At 54.6% G+C, this 21,436-nt stretch carries 21 protein-coding genes; 13 read left to right on the forward strand and 8 right to left on the reverse strand.

Annotation, left to right across the window (positions count from 1 at the left end):
• Nucleotides 1-1,818, forward strand: a 1,818-nt coding sequence (locus H6F43_RS18015; RefSeq protein ID WP_190344093.1) for a glycoside hydrolase family 31 protein, incomplete at its 5' end; no start/stop codon positions are given.
• Nucleotides 1,819-1,822: 4 nt separating this feature from the next.
• Here the strand turns inward: H6F43_RS18015 and H6F43_RS18020 are convergent.
• The 8 genes from H6F43_RS18020 to H6F43_RS18055 all read right to left on the reverse strand — a co-directional run bounded on the left by H6F43_RS18020 (nt 1,823) and on the right by H6F43_RS18055 (nt 12,418).
• Nucleotides 1,823-2,896: a tetratricopeptide repeat protein gene (locus H6F43_RS18020; protein ID WP_190344094.1), complete on the reverse strand. Its 1,074-nt coding sequence runs from the start codon at nt 2,894-2,896 to the stop codon at nt 1,823-1,825.
• A gap of 176 nt (nt 2,897-3,072) precedes the next feature.
• A complete protein-coding gene (locus tag H6F43_RS18025; protein WP_190344095.1) occupies nt 3,073-5,664 on the reverse strand; it encodes a M1 family metallopeptidase in 2,592 nt (863 codons plus the stop codon).
• A gap of 586 nt (nt 5,665-6,250) precedes the next feature.
• Nucleotides 6,251-7,612, reverse strand: coding sequence for an amidohydrolase (locus H6F43_RS18030; RefSeq protein WP_190344096.1), 1,362 nt, complete (start codon nt 7,610-7,612; stop codon nt 6,251-6,253).
• Nucleotides 7,613-7,637: 25 nt separating this feature from the next.
• Complete coding sequence (locus tag H6F43_RS18035) at nt 7,638-8,774, reverse strand: L-dopachrome tautomerase-related protein (RefSeq protein WP_190344097.1); 1,137 nt, start codon at nt 8,772-8,774, stop codon at nt 7,638-7,640.
• A 418-nt stretch (nt 8,775-9,192) separates the two neighbouring features.
• Nucleotides 9,193-10,062: a hypothetical protein gene (locus H6F43_RS18040; RefSeq protein WP_190344098.1), complete on the reverse strand. Its 870-nt coding sequence runs from the start codon at nt 10,060-10,062 to the stop codon at nt 9,193-9,195.
• Nucleotides 10,063-10,084: 22 nt separating this feature from the next.
• Entirely contained in the window at nt 10,085-10,684 is a 600-nt protein-coding gene (locus tag H6F43_RS18045; protein ID WP_190344099.1) for a DUF1517 domain-containing protein, read from the reverse strand.
• A gap of 246 nt (nt 10,685-10,930) precedes the next feature.
• The gene (locus H6F43_RS18050; RefSeq protein WP_190344100.1) at nt 10,931-11,824 is read right to left on the reverse strand and encodes a DUF4432 family protein; all 894 of its coding nucleotides are present in this window, start codon (nt 11,822-11,824) and stop codon (nt 10,931-10,933) included.
• Between the two features lie 60 nt (nt 11,825-11,884).
• Complete coding sequence (locus tag H6F43_RS18055) at nt 11,885-12,418, reverse strand: GrpB family protein (RefSeq protein ID WP_190344116.1); 534 nt, start codon at nt 12,416-12,418, stop codon at nt 11,885-11,887.
• A 91-nt stretch (nt 12,419-12,509) separates the two neighbouring features.
• Between H6F43_RS18055 and H6F43_RS18060 the strand changes: the two genes are divergently transcribed.
• The 12 genes from H6F43_RS18060 (at nt 12,510) to H6F43_RS18115 (ending at nt 21,364) form a co-directional block, all read left to right on the forward strand.
• The gene (locus H6F43_RS18060; protein ID WP_190344101.1) at nt 12,510-13,706 is read left to right on the forward strand and encodes a class I SAM-dependent methyltransferase; all 1,197 of its coding nucleotides are present in this window, start codon (nt 12,510-12,512) and stop codon (nt 13,704-13,706) included.
• Nucleotides 13,707-13,839: 133 nt separating this feature from the next.
• The gene (locus H6F43_RS18065) at nt 13,840-14,244 is read left to right on the forward strand and encodes an ATP synthase subunit I (protein WP_199290430.1); all 405 of its coding nucleotides are present in this window, start codon (nt 13,840-13,842) and stop codon (nt 14,242-14,244) included.
• Between the two features lie 57 nt (nt 14,245-14,301).
• On the forward strand, nt 14,302-15,051 hold the full coding sequence (gene atpB / locus H6F43_RS18070) for a F0F1 ATP synthase subunit A (protein ID WP_190344102.1): 750 nt from the start codon (nt 14,302-14,304) through the stop codon (nt 15,049-15,051).
• Nucleotides 15,052-15,173: 122 nt separating this feature from the next.
• A complete protein-coding gene (gene atpE, locus H6F43_RS18075) occupies nt 15,174-15,419 on the forward strand; it encodes an ATP synthase F0 subunit C (RefSeq protein ID WP_190344103.1) in 246 nt (81 codons plus the stop codon).
• 85 nt (nt 15,420-15,504) lie between these two features.
• Complete coding sequence (locus H6F43_RS18080) at nt 15,505-15,927, forward strand: F0F1 ATP synthase subunit B' (RefSeq protein ID WP_190344104.1); 423 nt, start codon at nt 15,505-15,507, stop codon at nt 15,925-15,927.
• Nucleotides 15,928-15,967: 40 nt separating this feature from the next.
• A complete protein-coding gene (locus H6F43_RS18085) occupies nt 15,968-16,528 on the forward strand; it encodes a F0F1 ATP synthase subunit B (RefSeq protein ID WP_190344105.1) in 561 nt (186 codons plus the stop codon).
• Nucleotides 16,528-17,085 carry an ATP synthase F1 subunit delta gene (atpH, locus tag H6F43_RS18090; RefSeq protein WP_190344106.1) on the forward strand — a complete coding sequence of 186 codons (558 nt, stop codon included), beginning with the start codon at nt 16,528-16,530 and terminating at the stop codon, nt 17,083-17,085. Before H6F43_RS18085 ends, atpH begins: the two co-directional genes overlap by 1 nt.
• Before the next feature lie 57 nt (nt 17,086-17,142).
• Nucleotides 17,143-18,660: a F0F1 ATP synthase subunit alpha gene (atpA, locus tag H6F43_RS18095; protein ID WP_190344107.1), complete on the forward strand. Its 1,518-nt coding sequence runs from the start codon at nt 17,143-17,145 to the stop codon at nt 18,658-18,660.
• Nucleotides 18,661-18,749: 89 nt separating this feature from the next.
• The gene (locus H6F43_RS18100) at nt 18,750-19,697 is read left to right on the forward strand and encodes a F0F1 ATP synthase subunit gamma (protein ID WP_190344108.1); all 948 of its coding nucleotides are present in this window, start codon (nt 18,750-18,752) and stop codon (nt 19,695-19,697) included.
• A gap of 109 nt (nt 19,698-19,806) precedes the next feature.
• Nucleotides 19,807-20,130, forward strand: coding sequence for a 2Fe-2S iron-sulfur cluster-binding protein (locus tag H6F43_RS18105; protein WP_190344109.1), 324 nt, complete (start codon nt 19,807-19,809; stop codon nt 20,128-20,130).
• Complete coding sequence (locus H6F43_RS18110) at nt 20,127-20,297, forward strand: hypothetical protein (protein WP_190344110.1); 171 nt, start codon at nt 20,127-20,129, stop codon at nt 20,295-20,297. Before H6F43_RS18105 ends, H6F43_RS18110 begins: the two co-directional genes overlap by 4 nt.
• Nucleotides 20,298-20,299: 2 nt before the next feature.
• Complete coding sequence (locus tag H6F43_RS18115) at nt 20,300-21,364, forward strand: DUF3326 domain-containing protein (protein ID WP_190344111.1); 1,065 nt, start codon at nt 20,300-20,302, stop codon at nt 21,362-21,364.
• Nucleotides 21,365-21,436 lie beyond the last annotated feature (72 nt).

Genomic DNA, 21,436 nt, shown 5'->3' on the forward strand with positions numbered 1-21,436 from the left:
GATCCCATGTACATCTGCATCCCGGTCTATTTGGGATTGCACAATCAGGGCAGCTACCTTGTCTTCTACGAAAACTCGTTTGATGCCCGCTTCAGCTTTTCTGAGGTAGCGACCGCTGCGTTCGAGGGCGGTGCGCTGCGCTACTACGTGGCGATCGGGACTCCGGCGCACCTGCTAGAGCGCTACACAGAGTTAACGGGACGGGCACCAATGCCACCGCGCTGGGCGTTGGGCTACCACCAGTCGCACTGGGGCTATCGCACCGAGGAGGCAGTCCGCAAAACCTATCAGGGCTTCGAGGCGCACAACCTGCCGCTGAGTGTGATTCATCTAGACATCGACGTGCAGGTGGGATTTCGCGCCTTCACTGTGGACCCCGATCGCTTCCCGAATCTGAACGGCTTTATCCGCGAACTGCTAGAGCACGGAGTGCAGTTCGTCACCATTCTCAATCCTGGAGTCAAAGCCAGCCGCGCTAGCAATCTGTTTCTGGAAGGCTGTGTCCTCGATGCCTTTTGCAAATTGCCCGACGGTCGGTTCGTCGTCGGTCCTGTGTGGCCCGGATGGTGCGTGTTTCCCGATTTTACAAATCCAGCCGTGCGACGCTGGTGGAGCCGTCAGTACGAGTTTCTGCTGGATGTGGGTGTTGCTGGCTTCTGGCACGACATGAATGAGCCTGCGGCGTTTATTACCTCAGGTGATCGATCGCTACCGCCCCGCGCTACCCAACACCACATGGAAGGTAGAGGCGGGACTCATCTAGAAGCACATAACGTCTACGGCATGTTGCAGTCTCAGGCAGCCTACGACAGCTTGGGACACTACCGCCCGCAGCAGCGTCCGTTCATTGTGTCTCGCGCAGGCTGGGCGGGGCTGCAACGCTACGCCTGGACCTGGACAGGAGACATTGAGTGCACCTGGACTGCGCTGCGGCAAACCATTTCGACGGTTCTTGGTCTGGGGCTGTCTGGCATTCCGTACAGCGGACCAGACATTGGCGGCTTCCAAGGCAATCCCACAGCGGAACTGTATCTCCGCTGGTTTCAGATGTGCAGCTTCATCACGTTCTGCCGCACCCACTCTGCCAACAACGTCGAGGACCGCAACCCTTGGACCTACGGCGAACCCACGCTGAGCATTATTCGGCAGTTCTTACAGCTGCGCTACAAGCTAATGCCCTATTTCTACACGCTGTCGTGGGAAGCCTCGCAAAAGGGCTATGCACCCGTGCGTCCGGCGTTTTGGGCAGAGCCGACGAATACGGCTCTCTGGAATCTCGACGATGTGTTTTTGCTCGGCGATCGACTCCTGATTGCGCCCATTCTGCAAGAGGGGCAGCGATCGCGCCACGTTACCCTTCCCAGCGGTCGCTGGTATCACTTTTGGGATGACGCGGTTGTAGAAAATCAGGCGGATCTGGACGCTCCTCTAGAGCGGATTCCCGTTCTGGTGAAAGCTGGAACTATTCTGCCAATGGAGGAAGGCTCGTACAATTTGCTACCGCCAACGGAAGGCAGCAGGCGTTTGATTCTGCACCTCTACCCGCCTGTGGAGGAAAGCTGCACGTTCACGCTGTACAGCGATCGGGGTGATGGCTATGAAGCATATCGCTTAGACCATTTCCAGGTGCGGCACATCGCTGATGGCTTGGATTTCGTTTGGGACTCCGAGGGAGAGTTTGCGTTTCCCTACTCCCAAATCCAAGTCCAGGTGCATGGCAGGCAGGTACAGCAGGCGTGGGTCGATGGCGCAGAAATTCCGGTACAGGAGAATCGGATAGACGTGAGCGATCGGTTTACGCTGCTCCATCTCCGCTAGACACTCACAACCGCCGCAAAAACGCTAAGCGGCTGTATAGCTCAAACGCCGGATCCCAGTAGGTATCTACCTGCCGCAGAATCGCAATGTGAGCCGCAAGGCGACTGAGCGGCGCGGCAAAGTCGGCGGCGGTTTCGCCAAAGGTAGGAAAATCGGACCAGACAATGGCTTCAGGCGATCGCGCCTGAACCTCATGTATCAGAGCATTCCAATGCGTACGAAGCGTAGTCCGATCGAGCTGGCTCGTTCGCTGGGGCAGAACGGACGCGCCGCGATCGAACTCGTAGCCGCTATCCAACATGCGCAAAATGCAGCCGCGCTTGGGTAAATGCAAATCGCAGATGTGAGCGTAGTCTTGAATCGACTCTTTTCGCTCTAGTCGATCGCGGTAGCCCAACTCCAACACCTGCTCAAAAATTGGCAGTCTGCCCTCGACGCGCTGGCGGACTTCTGACCACTCGAAGCTAAGCACGCCCTGACGATTCTGCTCATCCTGGCAGACAACCGTAGGGCTGGACACAAAGGATTGGAAGTGGTTGACCTGGAACACGCGAATTGCCTGCATTTTCGAGAACGCTGCCCAAACGACAGGCACCCGCGCCGCCTGTAGCGCCTGACCCACCGCGTGTAGTTCGGCGACAGGTCCGGTGCGGTAAAGCTTCCAGCCTCGGTTGGGCAGCAGCATCCGCGCCGTGTAGGCATCCAGCTTCACGACCTGCGCGAAGCTCTGGACGATCGCAGTTGCCTCAGACGGTACGGCTTCTAGCACCAAACAGCCAAGCTCCAAGTCGTCTGGCTGCTGGCGGGCTACGGTTGAATGAAGCTTGGACTCAGACGGTTGCTCCAGTCGCTGTAGTCCTTGCCGCACTTGTGCCAGCAGCTTTGGATGGGTAACATCCCGCAGCAAATGGCGGTATCGCATTTGGGCTTGGTCGAGGTTGCCTGCTACTTCTTGCAGGCGTGCCGCGTAAAGTTGCGCCCACGGATTCTCTGGCGACTGATGCAGCCACTCCTTGACCAATCGAGCGGCGGTTGAGTAGTCTTTGCGATCGAAGGCAGCAGCAACCTGATTTAGCATCTGTAGGCAACCTAAACTAATTCAACGATAGCTGGTAGCTGATAGTCGAGATTTTAGACCTCCGAGGTTTGTAAAACCTCGGAGGTCTTGGGGAGGGCTTAGAGATTGGCGACCCTACAGTTGAATATTGACCAATCACTAGCGCGATCGTCCCTGATGACCTGACAAGCTTCAGCTTATTTAGTCTTTGCCTCTAGGGTTTCTAGGCGGCTCTTGAGGTCCTGGTTTTCCTGCTTTAGTTGATCCAGTTCCTCGCGCAGTTGCTTCACGGCATTGTCGGAGCCTGCGTTCTTCTGAACCTTTTGCACCGCTTCTTCAGCAATGCGACGAACGCGCCCATCTGGGGTTTGGTCCGCCAGTCCTTGCAGGATGCCGATCGCCTTGGTGGTTTCCATCTGTCCTAGCGCGTTCACGACCGATACTTGGGTCAGGAAGAAGCTTTCTCTAGATAGCTCCTGAAGTCGATCCAGAATCCGCTGGAGATGGACAGACGCCTGCCCTGTGGAGACTGTGCCGAGGGCCCGGATAGCAGACAGCCGAAGCGCTTGGGGCATCCCGATCGCGGTATATTGCAGGATCAGATCCAGCGCTGCTTCTGAGGTTTTAAGCTGGCTGAGCGCCCCGATCGCGCCCGATCGCACCACTTCGTTCCAGCCCTGCCGCGTCTCCAGCACCGATCGAAGCAGCGCGAGAACGTCGTCTTGGCGATCGGTGACACTGGCTGCCAAGCTGCCTAGCGCGCGAATCGAGGCGGCTTCTGTGAAGTAGCTAGCGTCGCCTTGCTCTGCTATGGGTTTAACTGCCTCAAAGCTTTTAGCCGTTTTGATCTGCGCCAGCGCCTCCAGCGTTCCCCGTCGCACTCTGGCATCAGAGTCGTTCAGTCCTGCCAGCAGTCCGTCAAACGCCTGATCCAGCTTGATGCTGCCGAGAGCTTTGGCAATCTCCATCCGCACGCCCCAGAATGCTTCTTGCGTCAGCGCTTCGGAAAGCGCCCTCACCGCTTCCAGTCCGCCTTTTTTCGCGAGCGCCTCTGCGGCATAAATGCGGGAAACAGGGTCGGGATCGTGCCGCAGTTGCGCTTTGAGTTCCGGTAGCGGATACTCCAGCACTACCGTTTTGAGCGTTGGATTGCCCAAGTCGAAGCTGATGAACTCAGGCTTGCGATCGAGCGGAAAGTAAAAGGCTTGGTCGCGCTCATGAATCTGAACAGACAGGGTTTTGAAGTGAGGCGTCAGCGGTGAGGCGTGAGTGGTTGACCACTCCCCACTTCCGACTCCCCACTCGCCACTCCCAAAGCCGATCGACACCTTCAAGTCAAATAGCTCACTCTGAGTTTGACTGACCGTGAGTTTTGCCAGATTGCTGTCGGCGTCCCAAGAGTAAGACACTTTGTAGTCGGGGTGTCCGCCGCGATAGACATACTGGTCGAACAAGAACAGCAGATTGCGTCCGGTTGCTTTCTCGATCGCGCGGAGCAAATCGACGGTTTCGACTGTTTTGTGAGCGTTGTCGTTAACAAACGTGGCGATCGCGTGCCAGAACAGGTCCTCGCCTAGCTCAGCCCGGATCATGTGGTAGACGCACGCGCCTTTTTCATACAGATGGCGATCGTACAGCTCGATTGCCTCACGGTAGACGTGGGTGACGATCGGGCGGCGGTAGCGCGAAGCGTCTTCGTCCAGGTAGTTGCGGGCTTCATTTAACAAATAGTAGGCGGCAGCTTCGCGTCCATATTCCTGCTCGGTCCACATCACCTCGGAATAGGACGCCATGCCTTCTTTAATCCAAGCGTGAGACCAGTGCTTAATCACGACTAAATCGCCGAACCACTGGTGCGCTAGTTCGTGCGCAACCAAACTTTCGGTGAGGCGGTTGTCTAACGCCGCGCGTTCGTCTAGCAGGCAGCGATCAGTCAGCAGCGTTGTGGAGGTGTTCTCCATGCCGCCGAAGATAAAGTCATCAACGCAAACTTGAGCGTACTTCGGAAAGGCGTAGGGGTAGCCGTATTTCTGGCTAAAAAACTCGATCATGCGCGGCGTTTTGCCCATGCTGATTTGCGCCTGCGCTTCTCGCCCTTTCTCGACATAGTACGTGACGGGTTTACCGTTCCACTCGTCGCGCAGCTCGGCAAAATCGCCCACTGCTAGGGTCATCAGGTAGGTGGGATGCACTTCGCGCTGATGCCAGTGATAAATCTTGAAGTCGCCGTCCTCGTCAGTCTGGATCAGTTCGCCGTTGGAAATTGCCGTCAGCGGTTTCGGGACTCGGACGCGAATCTCGGAGGTTGCCAACTGTCCAGGATAGTCGAAGCAGGGAAACCAGAAGCGCGAGTCTTCGTCTTCGCCCTGCGTCCAGACCTGTACGGGCTTGTTGGGATAGTGCTGATCGGGAGCAATGAAGTAAATGCCACGCTGGGGGTTGTCCACGCTGTAGACGATCGCAACGTCAATTACCTTTCCCGCTCCGGTTGGCTGCGTCAGGCGAATGTGCAGCCGCTCTCCGTCGTAGTCGAAGGGTTGCTCTGCATCGCCGATCTTAGTCGAGTGAATTTGCAAGTTCACAGCGTCTAGCGTTAGCGACTGGATGTTATCCCGCACGGGATTGAGGCGGATCGTGCAGGTTCCCTCGTAGCGCTGGTTAGGAATATCCAACGCGAGATCGAGAAAGATGTGCTCGACTTGACCGGGGCGATCGGGGTTGTAGTGGGGACGCGCACCGGGCAGCTCGAAGGATTTGTGACCGTTGGTTGCGGAATCAAACTGCGACATGGCGAGGCTTCTCTTTATTACTCAGGCGGCTTCTGTCTTCCAGGGTACCGCGTCTCTGATTTTTGATTGGAATTTCCTTAGAGGATGTTTTAGCAGGATCAGCGGCTCTAGCCTCTCTCCAACTCGACAAAAAACCAAAGTGCCAGAGCAAGAAGACAGTAAAGGCTGGAGAGAATCCGCAAGACAGTATCTTGCAGTAACTCGCCGTAGCCCAACAGTTTCAACTGTGCGATCTCGTCAGTTCAACGAAGTCATACCAATCATCCATGCTGAAGCTTCAGCACCCCAAAGGATGAAAATCTTGCTCCCTTCTCCTACGGGAGCAAGGCTGGGGCTGAGGGCATTTTCAGAGTAATTCTCTAAATTCCAGCTACCGATCAAGCCACTAAAACGTAGGCAGGCTCCAGCTTCTGCAATTCCGTAGCTTGCTTCTTGCGCAGCGAGTATTGCGAACTCCGAATTCCGAAGTGGTATCACGCACTGTTCTGCCCGATACCGCGAACCTCGCCGAAGCCTACACAAAACTCCTGCCGCCAATTGCAAAAGCGCTCGACTGTCGATCGAATTGCGCCCGATCAAATTGCGCCTAAGAAGCTCCTACAACTACAGGGGTCAGCGTCGATTTGAAAGGTTCGCGGCGTTTGAGGTGGTCGATCGTTTGTCGCTGCACCGCTTCCAGCACGTCGGATTCGTTCACTTGCGTACTGCGTCCCGCCTGCACGACCATTTTGCCATCGACAAACACCGTGTGCACATTGGAGCCGCGTGCCGAATAAACCAGATTCCACAGCACATTCGTATTCCCGTGGTCCCACACGATCGGCATCATGTTCGGCTGCCAAATATCGACCAGCACCAGATCGGCTTTCTTGCCGACTTCGATCGAGCCAATCTCATCATCCAAGCCGAGCAGTTTGGCACCGTCGATCGTCGCCATGCGCAGCGTATCTGGCGCAGGCAATGCGGCTGCATCGTAGCGGTGAACCTTTTGAAGCAGCGACGCAAACTTCATCTCCTCAAACATATCTAAATTGTTGTTAGAGATATTGCCGTCTGTGCCCAATCCCACCGTGATGCCTGCCCGCTGCATCTCCAGAATCGGAGCGATGCCGCCTGCGAGTTTCGCGTTGCTGGTGGGGCAGTGCGCCACCGATGTACCCGTATCTGCCAGCCGCTTGATTTCATCCTCATTGACCCAGACACAGTGAGCGATCGCCGTCTTGTCGCTCAGAATGCCGTACTCGTGGAACAGGTCGATCGGGCGCTTGCCAAAGTGCTGCACCACCGCCTCAACTTCTTCATTCTGTTCGCTACTGTGGGTGTGGATGCGAACGCCGTACTCCTGTGAGAAAGCACGCGCCGTAGCAAACATCTCCTTCGAGCAGTAAAACAAATGTTCCAGGCCCACCCACACTCGTACCCGCCCCTGCTGCGACAGGTGACGAGATTCGATTAGCTTGCGCGTGCTGTCCAACGTCTCAAAAAAATCTTTATCGGGCATGTCTGCCGCGTAGGGCACCAAGTTAATCCGCAACCCCAACGTGCCAGCAGCATCGGCACAGCGGTGCAAATGGCGGTACATATCCACGATGCAGGTGGTGCCGCCCCTCAACGACTCCAGATAGCAGAGCATTGCAGCGTAGTAGGCGTCTTCTTCAGTCAGGGCGCGGTGCTCCAGCTGGTAGCGCGGCAGCCAGTCCAAAAGCTGCATATTCTCCGTGACACCGCGCAGCAGGCTGGAGTGAGAGTGCGTATCAATCAGCCCTGGAATCAGCGCCATTCTGCCTTGAACGTCGATCGTCCGGGTCACGTTCGGCGGCAGCGTAAGCGTCTCGTCACCCACGGCGATAATGCGATCGTCCCGCAGCACGACGATTCCATTCGGATAGATCGTGTTTTGGGCATCGACGGTAAAGACGATCGCGTTTTGGATAACGGTGCAGCTCATATGCAACTCCTGGGAATCAAGAAAATTATCGCCCTGCAACACCTGCCGCCAGCGGCTTAAAACGAAACACGTAGTACGGTGGCTGGGAGCGGTTCTCGCCGCCGTTCAGCGTTGACGTACGGTGTAGCTGATTCACCACCGTATACAGCAGCCCGTCAGGACCGAAACTAAACGCATCCACCCACGATAGCCGTGCGTCTTTAATCAGCGTTTGGTAACGCCGCCTTGAGGTAATAACGCCGATCGAGTTGGTTGCCAAGTCGCCCAGATAGATATTGCCGTCATTGTCGATTGAAATACCATCGCAGATTGGCTTGGCGCTGTAGCGCTGTACACGCCTCGCCAAGTCTGCATCCGATAGGTCCGGATTCCGTAAATCCGCTGTTCTGATTCGGTACAGACTGGTGCCGTGCATGGGTCCGTAGTACAGCCATTCGTTCCTGCGATCGAGGGCGATCGGATTAACGCCGATTCTCGGTCTAACTACACTGCCGTTTGGCTGCCTAATCTGTACGGGCACGTTGTCAATCACCAGATCCACGTTTTCGGGTATGACGCTCGTGTGCCCCTGCAATACGCGCCGCGCAGTCCCCGTCGCTGAATTCACCACAATCAGCGCAGCATTTTTTCCACCTGCTGGATCAGCAATGTAAATTGCGTTGTGGGTAGCATCTACGGCTAAGTCATTGACGAAGCTATCAGCGGCTGTGATTGGCTGTGGCAACTGAATCACCTGCGCCATCTGCTTCAGATGAGTCGCCCAATCCCAACCCACAAGTTTGGGAATGGAAGAACCGCGCATCCCGTTGTCTAGCATCCAGACAATGCTGTTGGGGTCCGATTGAATACCCAAAACCGCATCTAGAGAAGCCTCGCGGCGTCCTGCCTGATTCCACTCTGCATTGGGAAACGGCATCAGCTTGTTGTCGGAGGCGAGTTCTGCTACGCGCACACTGGGCGCGTAGAACTGATGCAAACTAAGTAGAATTCGTCCAGTTGGCGTCACGGTAATGTTACCAGGACCGCTACTGAGTTCCGCGACTGTCTCCAAGGTGGGAGCAGTCTGAGCGACGATCGCAGGCGCAACCAGCCCAACACTTGCTACTCCAATCAGAAAACACAGCCCACACAGCAGCCAACGAAGCCATCGCCGATCTCGCATAACCCTTGCAATAGTCTTATTCCCCTATACCCTACACTAGTCTCTCCGCTTTGCAGGTCACCTCCTGGAAGAAGACAGCAATTGGGGAAGAACTACCCCAGTGACCCGTAGCAGTTAATTAGCGGGTAGCTATTCACCGAAGTCATGCTGCCCTTGAGCTGAACTACGTCCTTGCTACAAAAAATCTCTACTAAACCCGATCACTAGGTCTAGCAGAGAATATCCTAATCTGTTTGGGCTAGTTCAAAGCAGCCGCTCTAACGCGATGTGCAACTTACAAGTCCAACCATCTTCACTCCTTGTGAGATAGTTATCCTGGCTGTCTCACCAAGCAGGCAGAACGCCCATCTCACAGGAATTTTAACGGCGCACATCGTCTCATTCTAGCTATTCGCGGGCTGACCTACATCATGGTCATCTAGCGTCGTCTGCCGCCCACGCTGCGGCGTCCAGAGCCAAACCCACTGCCGCTGGGACTGCGGTAGGTACGACTGGGACTAGAAGGGCTGCGTCGCAACGTGCTTGTGCCGTAGCCTGAACCTGTGGGTCGATCGCTGCCAATTGAGGGCGATCGACGATAGCCAGGTTGTCCGTACGTGGGTGATCGTAGTTGTCCAGTGCTGCGGAACGTCTGACGATTGCGGACTTCCGCAGGCGGAGCCTGATAGCGACTCTGGTAGCGGCTGACTGCCTGTCCATACGTGTTGCCGTAGCCGCCAAACCCATTCAGCGGTACTCCGGGCTGGTACGCGGGCGGCATGTAGTACTGGGGTCGAAACAGCAGACTACCCAACGCCTGACCCGCCAACGCTCCAGCAAATGGTGTCCAGAAGCTGGGTTCCTGCCGAACGACAACGGTTTCTTGCTGTCCGGTCTGCTGGTTCGTTTGTGTTTGAGTCACGTTATGGACGTACTCGATCCGGTAATCCTCTGCTAGGTACAGAGCAGGTTGTCCCTGTTCAACTTTCAGGTAGCTCTTTTTGCCAGCTTTAACGTCCTCATCACTTAATCGAGCCAGAGGAATGTTCGGCGCACTAAACGTCGAGGACTGTCCCGGCTTTGTATTCAGCACTGCAACGTTGTACGCACCTGAGCCATCGTCGTAGGTGACTTGCTGGACCGGGTACTCGCCATCAGAGAGGCGCGTTTGTGCGGCAGGGGAGGCAGAGGGACGGTTGCCCTGCTGCGTTTGCTGGGAAGGGTTGCTAACGGACGGGCCACCACAGGCAACGCTCGTCACTCCCAGCGTCAAGATCATCGTAACAATCAGAAGTTTGCGAAGAATCATAGGTTCAATGTAAGCAACAGGGTTAGAGCGGGATTAATTCGGGAAAATACTGAATGGTTTGGTCAGAAGTGAGTTCGTCACCCAACTGTGCGGGGGAGAAATGCACCTGAATGGCTCGGAGTGCATCTTGGTAGTGCAGATTGATTAGAGCTTTAAGTCCAGCTTTGAGCGCTTGGACACTGGCAAGGTCACCTTCTAGTTCAGGCACCTCGCCTTCGTAAGCAACCGTTAGCATGACAATCAGATTCTGTGTCACGGGCACCGTAAAGGCTTCGCTACGATCGACATCTCCAAGCTCGGCAGAGCTGCTGTAGCGCTGCGCTGAGTCAGTGAATAGGTCAGTTACATAATTACCTGCCTCACCTTCTTCCCAAAACACATCGCCTTCGTTAGCGGCGGACCGCCAGTAAACATCGTACTGGAGCAAACTCTGGCAGATTTCTACTAATCCTTCACCCAGTGTCCGCAAATCACCCTCTGCGTCCACTGCCTGCTGGGCCGATTCGTTGAGGATGCCTAGTAGCGGAGCAACCTCCTTACCTGCCAAGTGGATGAACAGACGACAGACGACAATGCGAGTTTTACCACTGAATCGATTAAAGCGATCGCGCCAAGAAGTCATGCGTTTCTCCAGCCTCGAAGATCGATGTTATGTTCACTGTAGTCAAAGAAGCACTCATAACCGTCTACCTCTGGTTTAGCCTAAATTCGGCTACAAGAGAGATTCGGCTAACCGTCTATAGTCGCGGTTCGGTCGTGTCTACCTCACCATTCAGGTAAGTTCAACGTGCTTTTGCGTAGTTGCTGTTAGTAGATGTGAAATACGAGGACAGCGTCTGCTGGCTCTCTCACAGCTCGGGTCTCTTGGCTAGCTCTGCAACTTCACACTCAGGTGACGATGCTGAATTTCTCGCGGCTTCAGTTGGGCGACGGTTCCGTTTTGGTAGGCAACTTCTAAGTCGTAGGGCATTGTGGTGCATGGCTCTAATACGATGACATAGCGACCGTTCCAGCCGCCATAGCTTTGAAACACCCAAACGTAAGGGAAGTCTGTGGTGTCAAAGGTCATCAGCAGCGCCGATTGTCCCTTACGGATGCCACACTCGCCGTGTGCCAGATTCGAGCTATACCAAAACTCTTGAAGCTGTGACGATCGTGGCGGGACGTGCTGCACTTGAATCTCGTTGCCCTCAGCGTCGAAGGCGTTAGGAAAGCGCGTTTTCTCTGCCCGACCGATGCGCTTGCTGAAGTCGAGCACGACGGGTTCGATCAGGCAGTCGGGCAGCAGAATTTCGTCGCCTGCATCAATCGCGATCGCCGCGTGCTGCTTGAACAAAAACGGTAGCGTGTCGTCGGACTGGTTCTCAAATCGATAGTGGATTGTGGCTTGAGGCTGCGTCTCGTCGAGTTGAATGATTTTCTCGACGGCAACAGGCAGAGTCTGGCAGACATACCGCAGGCTGACCTGCGTGCTAGAGGCATCAACAACGGTCCACGCCTGCGACCAGAACTCCCCGTGATCAACCAGATCGCGTCCCCGAAACGGACCTGCTGCATCGTTGGGGAAGATTTCGTCCCAGCCGCCGCTCCAATGCTCGTCGAAGGATGCGCCGATCGGGAGCGATCGCGCTTGCGATGAGTCGTAGCCCGGAGGATGCCAAAGCCACGCCTGTCCCGTTTGGCGATCGTGTAGTTGGTCGATTCGTCCACCTAAATCTGGTCGGACAGTCAGGCTCAGGGCGTGGTTCTCTAAAATCAGCATGAGGCGGCACTAAAAGTCGGTTCTTACCTTACCGCGTTGTCGGCTGGATTAATATCTTTCTCAAACAGAATTGCGATGTGCGGCACGCCATTCGGTAGCGCGTCGGTCCATCTCTTTGATGAATTCGTCTTTGCCATCCATATATGCTTCAATGTTGCTCGGATACTGCTTTGCCAGCTCGCGTTTTAGGGTGCTGTAGGCTTGGGCATCGTCAGGATGAGCAATCATGTAATCCCGGAAGGCCAAATGACGATCGACCTGCGGCGACCCTGTCTCAAAGGCGTGAATATGATGCGTCCTCACACCTGCTGCGTTGTGCTTGCGGAAGTAGCGCCGACCGGGAATGCCAAACTCACCCACTGCCTCGTAGCCAAGGGTGGCGATCGCGGCATTGCGTACATCCACAGCGGCGATGTCCTTAACTTCCACCAGCATATCGACGATCGGCTTGGCATAGATGGTTGGAATCGCCGTGCTGCCGATGTGATGCACCGCAACGACGTTCTCACCAAGCGCTTCAGCAACGCGCTGCGACTCGTGCTCAAATTCCCTTCGCCACTGCGGATTCGGAGGAACTACTTCTACTTGCCGCATCGTTATTAACCTCCGAATCTCTTCTTTATTCTCATTGCTACAGTCGATCGCCCGTTCGGTACACTCAAAGATAGTGCCATTCGACTGACTCATGACTGATCCGCAAACTGTCAGCGCTGCTGTTGCCAAACTCTACGACACCTATCCCTTTCCACCCGAGCCATTGCTAGATGAGCCGCCTCCGGGCTACAACTGGCGCTGGAACTGGCTTTCCGCCTACAGCTTTTGTACAGGTCAGAAGCCGCAAAGGCAGAACATTCGGATTCTGGATGCGGGCTGCGGCACCGGAGTGGGAACGGAATATCTGGTTCATCTGAATCCGCACGCGCAAATCACCGCGATCGATCTCAGCGGAGGTGCGATCGCCGTTGCCAAAGAACGCTGCCAGCGCTCCGGCGCGCACCGCGTCGAGTTCCACCATCTCAGCCTCTATGATGCGCACGAGCTTTCCGGGGAGTTTGATCTGATCAACTGTGTGGGTGTGCTGCACCACTTGCCCGATCCGATTCGCGGCATTCAGTCGTTGGCGACCAAGCTAGCTCCCGGCGGCATCATGCACATTTTTGTCTACGCCGCTTTAGGGCGCTGGGAAATTCAGCTTATGCAGGAAGCGATCGCCCTGCTGCAAGGCGACCAGCGAGGCAACTACCGCGATGGTGTCAAGGTCGGTCGTCAGATCTTTGCGGCACTGCCAGAAAAAAATCGGCTCGTGCAGCGTGAAAAAGAGCGATGGTCACTAGAGAATCAGCGAGATGAAAACTTTGCGGATATGTACGTTCATCCACAGGAGATCGACTATACGATCGACACGCTGTTTGACCTGATCGACGCGTCTGGACTAGAGTTTCTAGGCTTCTCAAATCCGCGCTCTTGGCAACTGGACGCGTTACTCGGGCCGCAGCCAGAATTGATGCAGCGGGCAGAGCATTTGAACGATCGGCAGCGCTACCGTCTGATGGAACTGCTCAACCCGGACGCGGTGACGCACTACGAGTTCTTTCTCGGACGTCCACCGCTACCGTGGTCAGACTGGAGCGTAGATGAAGATTTGCTGAACGCGATTCCCGATCGCAATCCCTGCACGGACGGTTGGGAAAGTCGTACCCTGTTTGATTACGATTATCAGATTGTCAAATTATCCCAGGAAGAGTTCGAGTTTCTTCAAGCCTGTGATGTAAACGGAACCGAGCAAAGAACGATTCGCGAAATTCTAATCCAAATACCGCTGGAGTTAGGGCACGTCCGATCGCTATTGGACCAACGATTGATTTTGCTAACGCCCCGTTGACATTAAGTATTATTACCTGTGCATGGTATGATCTCCTATGGTCCACAACCGGGTACAACAGCGTTTTAGCTCTTTACAGAGCGTTGCTGGCTGTACCATCAGGAACAGGTCTGCACTTTCGCCCTCTGTTGTTATGAGCGATACTGCCCAATCAAGACCGCTACCCGATGAACCAAGTGATTCTTCGATGCAGGAGTTTTACCAGCTTCAGCAAGAATTATTGGTAACGACTGTGATCCTGACCGGGATCATCTTTGCCTCGGTCTGGGCTACCTACTCGCTCAATACCGCTCTGAATTATTTACTTGGAGCGTGCACAGGTGTGGTTTACTTGAAAGTGTTGGCTAGAAACGTCGAGCAACTGGGTAGGGGAAAAAAGCAAATTGGCAAGTCTCAACTAGCAATTTTCATTGGGCTGATTATAGTGGCAACTCAATGGAATCAGCTACACGTATTGCCGATTTTCTTAGGGTTTCTCACCTACAAAGGGACGCTCATCGTTTACATGCTGCGAACCTTGTTTCCAAGCGCTCGCTAGTCGAGTACTGCTGGAACTTGCTCCTCGAAACCGTTTGGGAAAAACGATCGGAGTCCAATGCTAAGTTTTCTCGCCACTCCTAGTCTTCCTCTCGCCAGCTTAGAAGTTGGTCAGCACCTTTACTGGCAGATCGGTAATCTCAAGATTCACGGTCAGGTCTTTATCGTGTCCTGGATCGTGATTGGGCTGCTGCTGATTGCCTCGATCGCCGCAACTCGCAACATTCAGCGGGTTCCACAAGGAATTCAAAACTTGATGGAGTACGCTCTGGAGTTTGTGCGAGAGCTGGCAAAGAACCAGCTTGGCGAAAAGGAGTATCGTCCCTGGGTGCCATTTATTGGCACTCTCTTTTTATTCATCTTTGTCTCTAACTGGTCGGGTGCACTCGTCCCCTGGAAGCTGATTCGCTTGCCAGAAGGTGAGCTTGCTGCACCAACTAACGACATCAACACAACGGTGGCGCTGGCGCTGCTAGTGTCCCTAGCGTACTTCTACGCGGGCTTTAGCAAAAAGGGACTGGGCTACTTTGCTAAGTACATTCAGCCAACGCCAGTCCTGCTGCCGATCGCTATCCTAGAAGACTTTACCAAACCCCTCTCGCTTAGCTTCCGTCTTTTTGGCAACATTTTGGCGGATGAGTTGGTGGTTGCGGTTCTGGTCCTGCTAGTGCCGCTGTTTGTACCGCTGCCTGTGATGCTGCTGGGTCTGTTTACCAGCGCGATTCAGGCTCTGGTGTTTGCCACTCTGGCAGGTGCGTACATTCACGAAGCGCTGGAGGGCCACGGAGAAGAGGAGCACGCGCCCTAGTGCCCTTAACAGTTTTGAGTTTTGAGTTATGAATTTTGAGTTAAAAATTTGACATTCAAAATTCATAACTTCTAGCTCATCTTGTCGGTTCGTTTGTTCTGTTTAATCAAGAGGAAATCATCATGGATCCATTAGTTTCTGCTGCTTCAGTTTTGGCTGCTGCTCTGGCAATTGGTCTGGCAGCGATCGGTCCTGGCATCGGTCAAGGTAATGCATCGGGTCAAGCAGTAGAAGGCATTGCGCGTCAGCCCGAAGCGGAAGGCAAAATTCGCGGTACGCTGCTGCTGACGCTAGCGTTCATGGAATCACTGACCATCTACGGTCTAGTAATTGCGCTGGTGCTGCTGTTTGCTAACCCCTTCGCGTAGTTAAGGGAGCGTAGAGGGTAGAGGGTCATTACCCTTTGCCCTCTGCCCTTTTTTACGCTCATCCACCTCTAGCCCTTGATTGACCATGTTTGATTTTGATGCCACACTGCCGCTGATGGCAGTTCAATTTCTTCTCCTAACGGCACTTTTAAACGTTGTGTTTTATAAGCCGTTGACCAAAGCGATCGAGGACCGCAGCGAGTACATTCGCTCGACTCAGACTGAAGCGAAAGAGCGGCTAGCTAAGGCTGAGAATCTGGCGCAGCAGTACGAGCAGGAATTGGCAGAGACTCGTCGGCAGTACCAAGCGACGATCGCCAGTGCCCAAGCAGACGCACAGAAAATTGCGGCACAGAAAATTGCGGAAGCGCAACAAGAAGCGCAGGCCCAGCGTGAGCAAACTCAACGAGAGCTAGACCAGCAAAAGCAAGAGGCAATGCAATCGCTAGAGCAGCAGGTGCAGGCGCTGAGTCAACAAATTTTAGACAAACTGCTCGTGGGTATCTAGGTGCGGTTGGGATGATGAACAGCGCAGAAGGGGGAGCAATATGGACGTTTTCTTGAAGCTAGCGATGAGCGTTAGCGTATTAGGTGCGGAGACGGCTGAAGCCGCCGAAAAGCACGGATTTGGGTTGAATTTCGATATTTTTGAATCCAATCTGATTAACCTATCGATCGTAATTGCGCTGCTGGTCTACTTCGGACGCAATTTTTTGGGTAAGACGTTGGGCGATCGGCGTGCCGCGATTGAAACCGCCATTCGAGAGGCCGAAGTTCGCAGAAAAGATGCAGCAGCAGCGCTTGCCGATCAGCAGCAGAAGCTGGCACAGGCGCAGTCGGAAGCAGCAAAGATTCGGTCTTCTGCCGAGGAAGCGGCAAAGATCGCCAGAGCTGAAATTCTGGCGAAGGCAGAGCAAGATATTCAGCGGATGCGGGAAGTTGCGGCTCAGGATCTCAGCAGCGAGCAGGAGCGCGTTATTACGGAACTGCGACAGCGAGTGGTCGCATTGGCGCTTCAGCAAGTGGAGTCTGAATTGCCCACGCGTCTAAACGATGACAACCAGCGCCAGTTGGTCAACCGCAGCATTGCGATGATAGGAGGTTCCTGATGAGAGACAGCGTACTAGCTACCGAAGTTTTAGAGCCTTATGCCCAAGCGCTGATGTCGCTGGCGCAGTCGCAGAATCTGATGGAGCCATTCGGCGAGAACGTCAACGCTCTGCTATCTCTGCTGAGGGATTCCGAAGATCTGAATCAGTTCTTGGAAAGTCCCCTCGTTCCACCTGATAGCAAAAAAGCAGTGCTACAACAGGTTGTGGGCGATCAAGTGCATCCTTACATGAAAAATTTTCTGATGCTGCTAGTTGATCGTCGCCGCATCCAGTTTTTAGGAGGCATCTGTAAGCAGTATCAAGCGCTGCTGCGGGAACTTAATCAAACGGTTCTGGCAGAGGTCACCTCCACGGTGGAGCTAAACGATGAGCAGAAGCAGACGGTGCGTGATCGAGTCATTGCGATGACCAAAGCACGGCAGGTTGATCTCGATACTAAGATCGATCCTGAACTGATTGGTGGTGTCATCATCAAGGTGGGTTCTCAAATCGTAGATGCCAGCCTACGTGGACAGCTGCGACGCATTTCCCTTCGCCTCAGCAGCGCCACCTAACGTTTGAGTTTTTAACCTTCTTCAAATCCTCAACACACTCTTTAGCGAGCAATTCTCATGGTAAGCATTCGTCCAGACGAAATTAGCAGCATTATTCGGCAGCAGATCGAGCAGTATGACGACGGAATCAAAGTCTCCAACGTAGGGACCGTACTGCAAGTCGGCGACGGTATCGCCCGCATCTACGGCTTGGAAAAGGTGATGGCAAGCGAACTGTTGGAGTTTGAGGACGGCTCTATTGGTATTGCTTCTAACCTGGAAGAAGACAACGTCGGCGCGGTGCTGATGAGTAATGGTCGTAGCATCCAGGAAGGTAGCTCTGTTACCGCGACGGGCAGAATTGCTCAAATTCCGGTAGGAGACGCGATGCTAGGTCGCGTCGTTGATGCGCTGGCACGACCGCTGGATGGCAAAGGCGACATTCAAACCTCTGAAACTCGCCTTCTAGAGTCTCCGGCTCCCGGTATTATTGCTCGGAAGTCGGTTTATGAGCCGATGCAGACGGGAATTACCGCGATCGACGCCATGATTCCGATCGGACGGGGCCAGCGGGAGCTGATTATCGGCGACCGTCAGACCGGTAAAACCTCCGTTGCCGTAGACACGATTCTGAACCAGAAAGGCGAGGATGTAGTTTGCGTCTATGTGGCGATCGGTCAGAAAGCCTCGACGGTTGCCAATGTCGTCAACGTGTTCCGGGAGCGCGGTGCGTTGGACTACACAATCATCGTTGCTGCTAACGCCAACGACCCCGCGACCTTACAGTATTTGGCTCCCTACACGGGCGCAACGCTGGCTGAGTACTTCATGTACAAAGGCAAAGCGACGCTGGTGGTCTACGATGACCTATCAAAGCAGGCTCAAGCCTACCGCCAAATGTCGCTGCTGCTGCGCCGCCCACCGGGACGGGAAGCCTACCCTGGTGATGTGTTCTACATTCACTCGCGCTTGCTGGAGCGGGCAGCAAAGCTCAGCCCTGAGTTGGGCGAAGGCAGCATGACGGCGCTGCCAATCATCGAAACCCAAGCGGGTGACGTGTCGGCATACATCCCAACCAACGTGATTTCGATTACGGATGGTCAAATCTTCTTGTCCTCTGACTTGTTCAACTCTGGTCTACGTCCAGCCGTGAACGCGGGTATTTCGGTGTCCCGCGTCGGCTCGGCGGCTCAAACCAAAGCGATGAAGAAAGTGGCAGGAAAGGTGAAGCTAGAACTGGCTCAGTACGACGACCTACAGGCGTTTGCTCAGTTTGCTTCAGACTTGGATAAAGCAACACAGAACCAACTGGCACGCGGTCAGCGCCTGCGGGAAATTCTGAAGCAGCCTCAATACTCACCACTTTCTGTCGGTGATCAAGTGGCAGCCATTTACTCCGGCATTAACGGCTACTTAGATGATATTCCTGTAGACAAGGTGACAAGCTTCCTGAAGAGCCTGCGGGAGTATTTGAAGACGAGTACCCCCCAGTACGGAGAAGTGATTCGGTCATCTAAGCAGCTAAACGAAGAGGCGGAAGGTCTACTGAAGACCGCGATCGTGGAAGCTAAGAAAACCTTCTTGGCAAGCGCATAAGGGAGGAGGGTGAGGAATGAAGCAGAGGGGCAGTCCTACGCCTCATTCCTCACTTCTCACTCCTCACTGACTCTTACAGGTAACTTCTCATGGCAAATCTCAAGCTCATTCGCGATCGCATCCAGTCAGTCAAGAATACTAAGAAAATTACAGAGGCAATGCGCCTCGTAGCCGCCGCGAAGGTGCGTCGTGCCCAAGAGCAGGTAATTGCTACTCGTCCGTTTGCCGATCGACTAGCGCAGGTGCTCTACGGGCTGCAAACGCGACTGCGGTTTGAAGAGGCAAACCTGCCCCTGCTGCGGAATCGGGACGTAAAAACGGTCGGTCTGCTAGTGATTTCAGGCGATCGCGGGCTGTGCGGTGCCTACAACACCAACGTTATTCGCCGTGCCGAGAACCGCGCCAAAGAACTGAAGGCGGAAGGACTTGACTATCGCTACGTTCTGGTAGGTCGCAAATCGACTCAGTATTTCCAGCGTCGTGACCAGCTGATCGATGGAACTTACACGGGCTTAGAGCAAGTTCCCACAGCGGCTGAAGCGTCGGAGATTGCAGATCAACTGCTGTCTCTGTTTCTGTCCGAAACCGTTGACAAAGTTGAATTAGTCTACACGCGGTTTGTATCGCTGATTAGCTCTCGCCCGGTGATTCAAACGCTGCTGCCTTTAGACCCCCAAGGCTTAGAAGCGGCAGACGACGAAATCTTCCGTCTGACTTCGCGGGGTGGACAGTTCCAAGTGGAGCGGCAAGCGGTAACGACAGAGGCTCGCACGTTTCCTCAGGACATGATTTTCGAGCAAGATCCACTTCAAATTCTAGACGCACTACTGCCGCTGTATCTGAACAACCAACTGCTGCGGGCGCTGCAAGAGTCAGCGGCGAGTGAGCTGGCGGCTCGGATGACAGCGATGAGCAACGCCAGCGATAACGCCAAAGAGTTGATTAAGGGTTTGTCGCTGTCCTACAACAAAGCCCGTCAAGCGGCGATCACTCAGGAAATCCTGGAGGTCGTTGGGGGCGCTGAGGCGTTAGGCTAGTGATTCACAGCACGATTGTCAACGGCGTCTGAGCAATTCAGGCGCGCGTTGTTTTGCTGCTCTCGTTACGAATTCCTTTCTTTAAAGACTGACGCTAACCGCGATTTCTATGGCTGACTACACCGTTGAAATTCAGCACCAAGGCAGCACGCACACGATTCAAGTGCCAGCCGATCGAACCGTGCTGGAGGTGGCGAATGAGCTAGGGCTAGAGTTGCCGAGTTCCTGTACCGCAGGCGTCTGCACCACGTGTGCCGCACAAATTTTGTCGGGCACGGTGGAGCAGCCGGACGCAATGGGAATTAGTCCAGATCTCAAGCAGCAGGGCTATGCGCTCCTGTGCGTTGCTTACCCTCGATCGGATCTGCAAATTGCAACCGAGAAAGAAGAAACCGTGTACCACTTGCAATTCGGGCAGTTTCAGCAAACGTGACGAGTCATTTCATTACGCTATCTGTTGATCTGCGAACCTCTCCAGTGGAATTGAATCGGGCAGTAGAGGCGGAACTGCAAAAGCACGGCGAACCCTTGCGCTGGGCGATCGTTGCTGTAGATTCTGAGCGGCAAACCGTGATCGTTGAAGCGATCGTGACCCAGTAAGCATGAGCGCACACAGCTTACAACAACCTTACACAGTCGTTTTGATTGTGCCGACCGGGGTTGGAGCCGCGATCGGGGGCTATGCAGGAGATGCCCTCCCGGTAGCACGGGCAATGGCGCAGGTCGCCGACTGCCTGATTACTCATCCCAATGTGCTGAATGGAGCACAGCTCTACTGGAATCTGCCCAATGTGCTCTACGTTGAGGGCTATGGGCTGGACCAGTTTGCGGCTGGTCGCTGGGGACTGCGTTCAGTTCGGCAGAACCGAGTCGGGCTAGTGCTCGATCAGGGCATCGAGCCAGATCTGATGGTGCGACAGCTTCAAGCAGCAGATGCAGCTAGAGCGACCTTGGGACTAAATTTGACCGAGTATGTGGTGACCGATGCACCTCTGAACGTCAGCCTCAAAACGGCTGTCTCTGGTGCAACCTGGGGCACAATCCAGAATCCAGACAGTTTACTGCGGGCAGCAGAAGTGCTGATTACTCAGGCAGGAGCAGAGGCGATCGCGGTTGTCGCACGGTTCCCCGACGACTTAAGCAGCGATGCTCTACAGCGCTATCGTCACGGTCACGGCGTTGATCCGCTAGCAGGAGCAGAAGCGGTGATTAGTCATCTCATCGTTCGCACGTTTCAGATTCCCTGCGCCCACGCACCTGCCCTGTTGCCATTGCCACTTGATCCCGACATCTCCCCGCGCTCTGCTGCTGAGGAGATTGGCTACACTTTTTTGCCGTGTGTACTGGTGGGATTGAGCCGTGCTCCTCAGTTTGTCACCGCACCGCAGCGGGACGACGTGTGGGCAAACCAGGTGGATGCGATCGTAGTGCCTGCAACCGCCTGTGGCGGCAGTGCACTCCTAAGTTTGAGTTCGCGCTCGCTCGTGATTGCCGTGCGAGATAACCATACCGCAATGCAGGTTCCACCTGAAGCGCTAAACCTTCCGGCAGTGCAGGTAGAGTCCTATCTGGAAGCATTAGGACTGCTGGTCGCTCACCGAGCAGGCATCTGCTCGACGGCGCTGAAGCCGACGATCGCGCCGTTGCATCGGTGGAAAGATTGCTAGGATGAGAACCATCGCGATTGCATGCGATCATCGTGTGCGATCGTGGGTTGCATCTCAGCATTTTTAAGAATC

Origin of the sequence: Leptolyngbya sp. FACHB-36, from assembly GCF_014695955.1 — a bacterium.
In the GTDB taxonomy this organism is placed as follows: domain Bacteria; phylum Cyanobacteriota; class Cyanobacteriia; order Leptolyngbyales; family Leptolyngbyaceae; genus FACHB-36.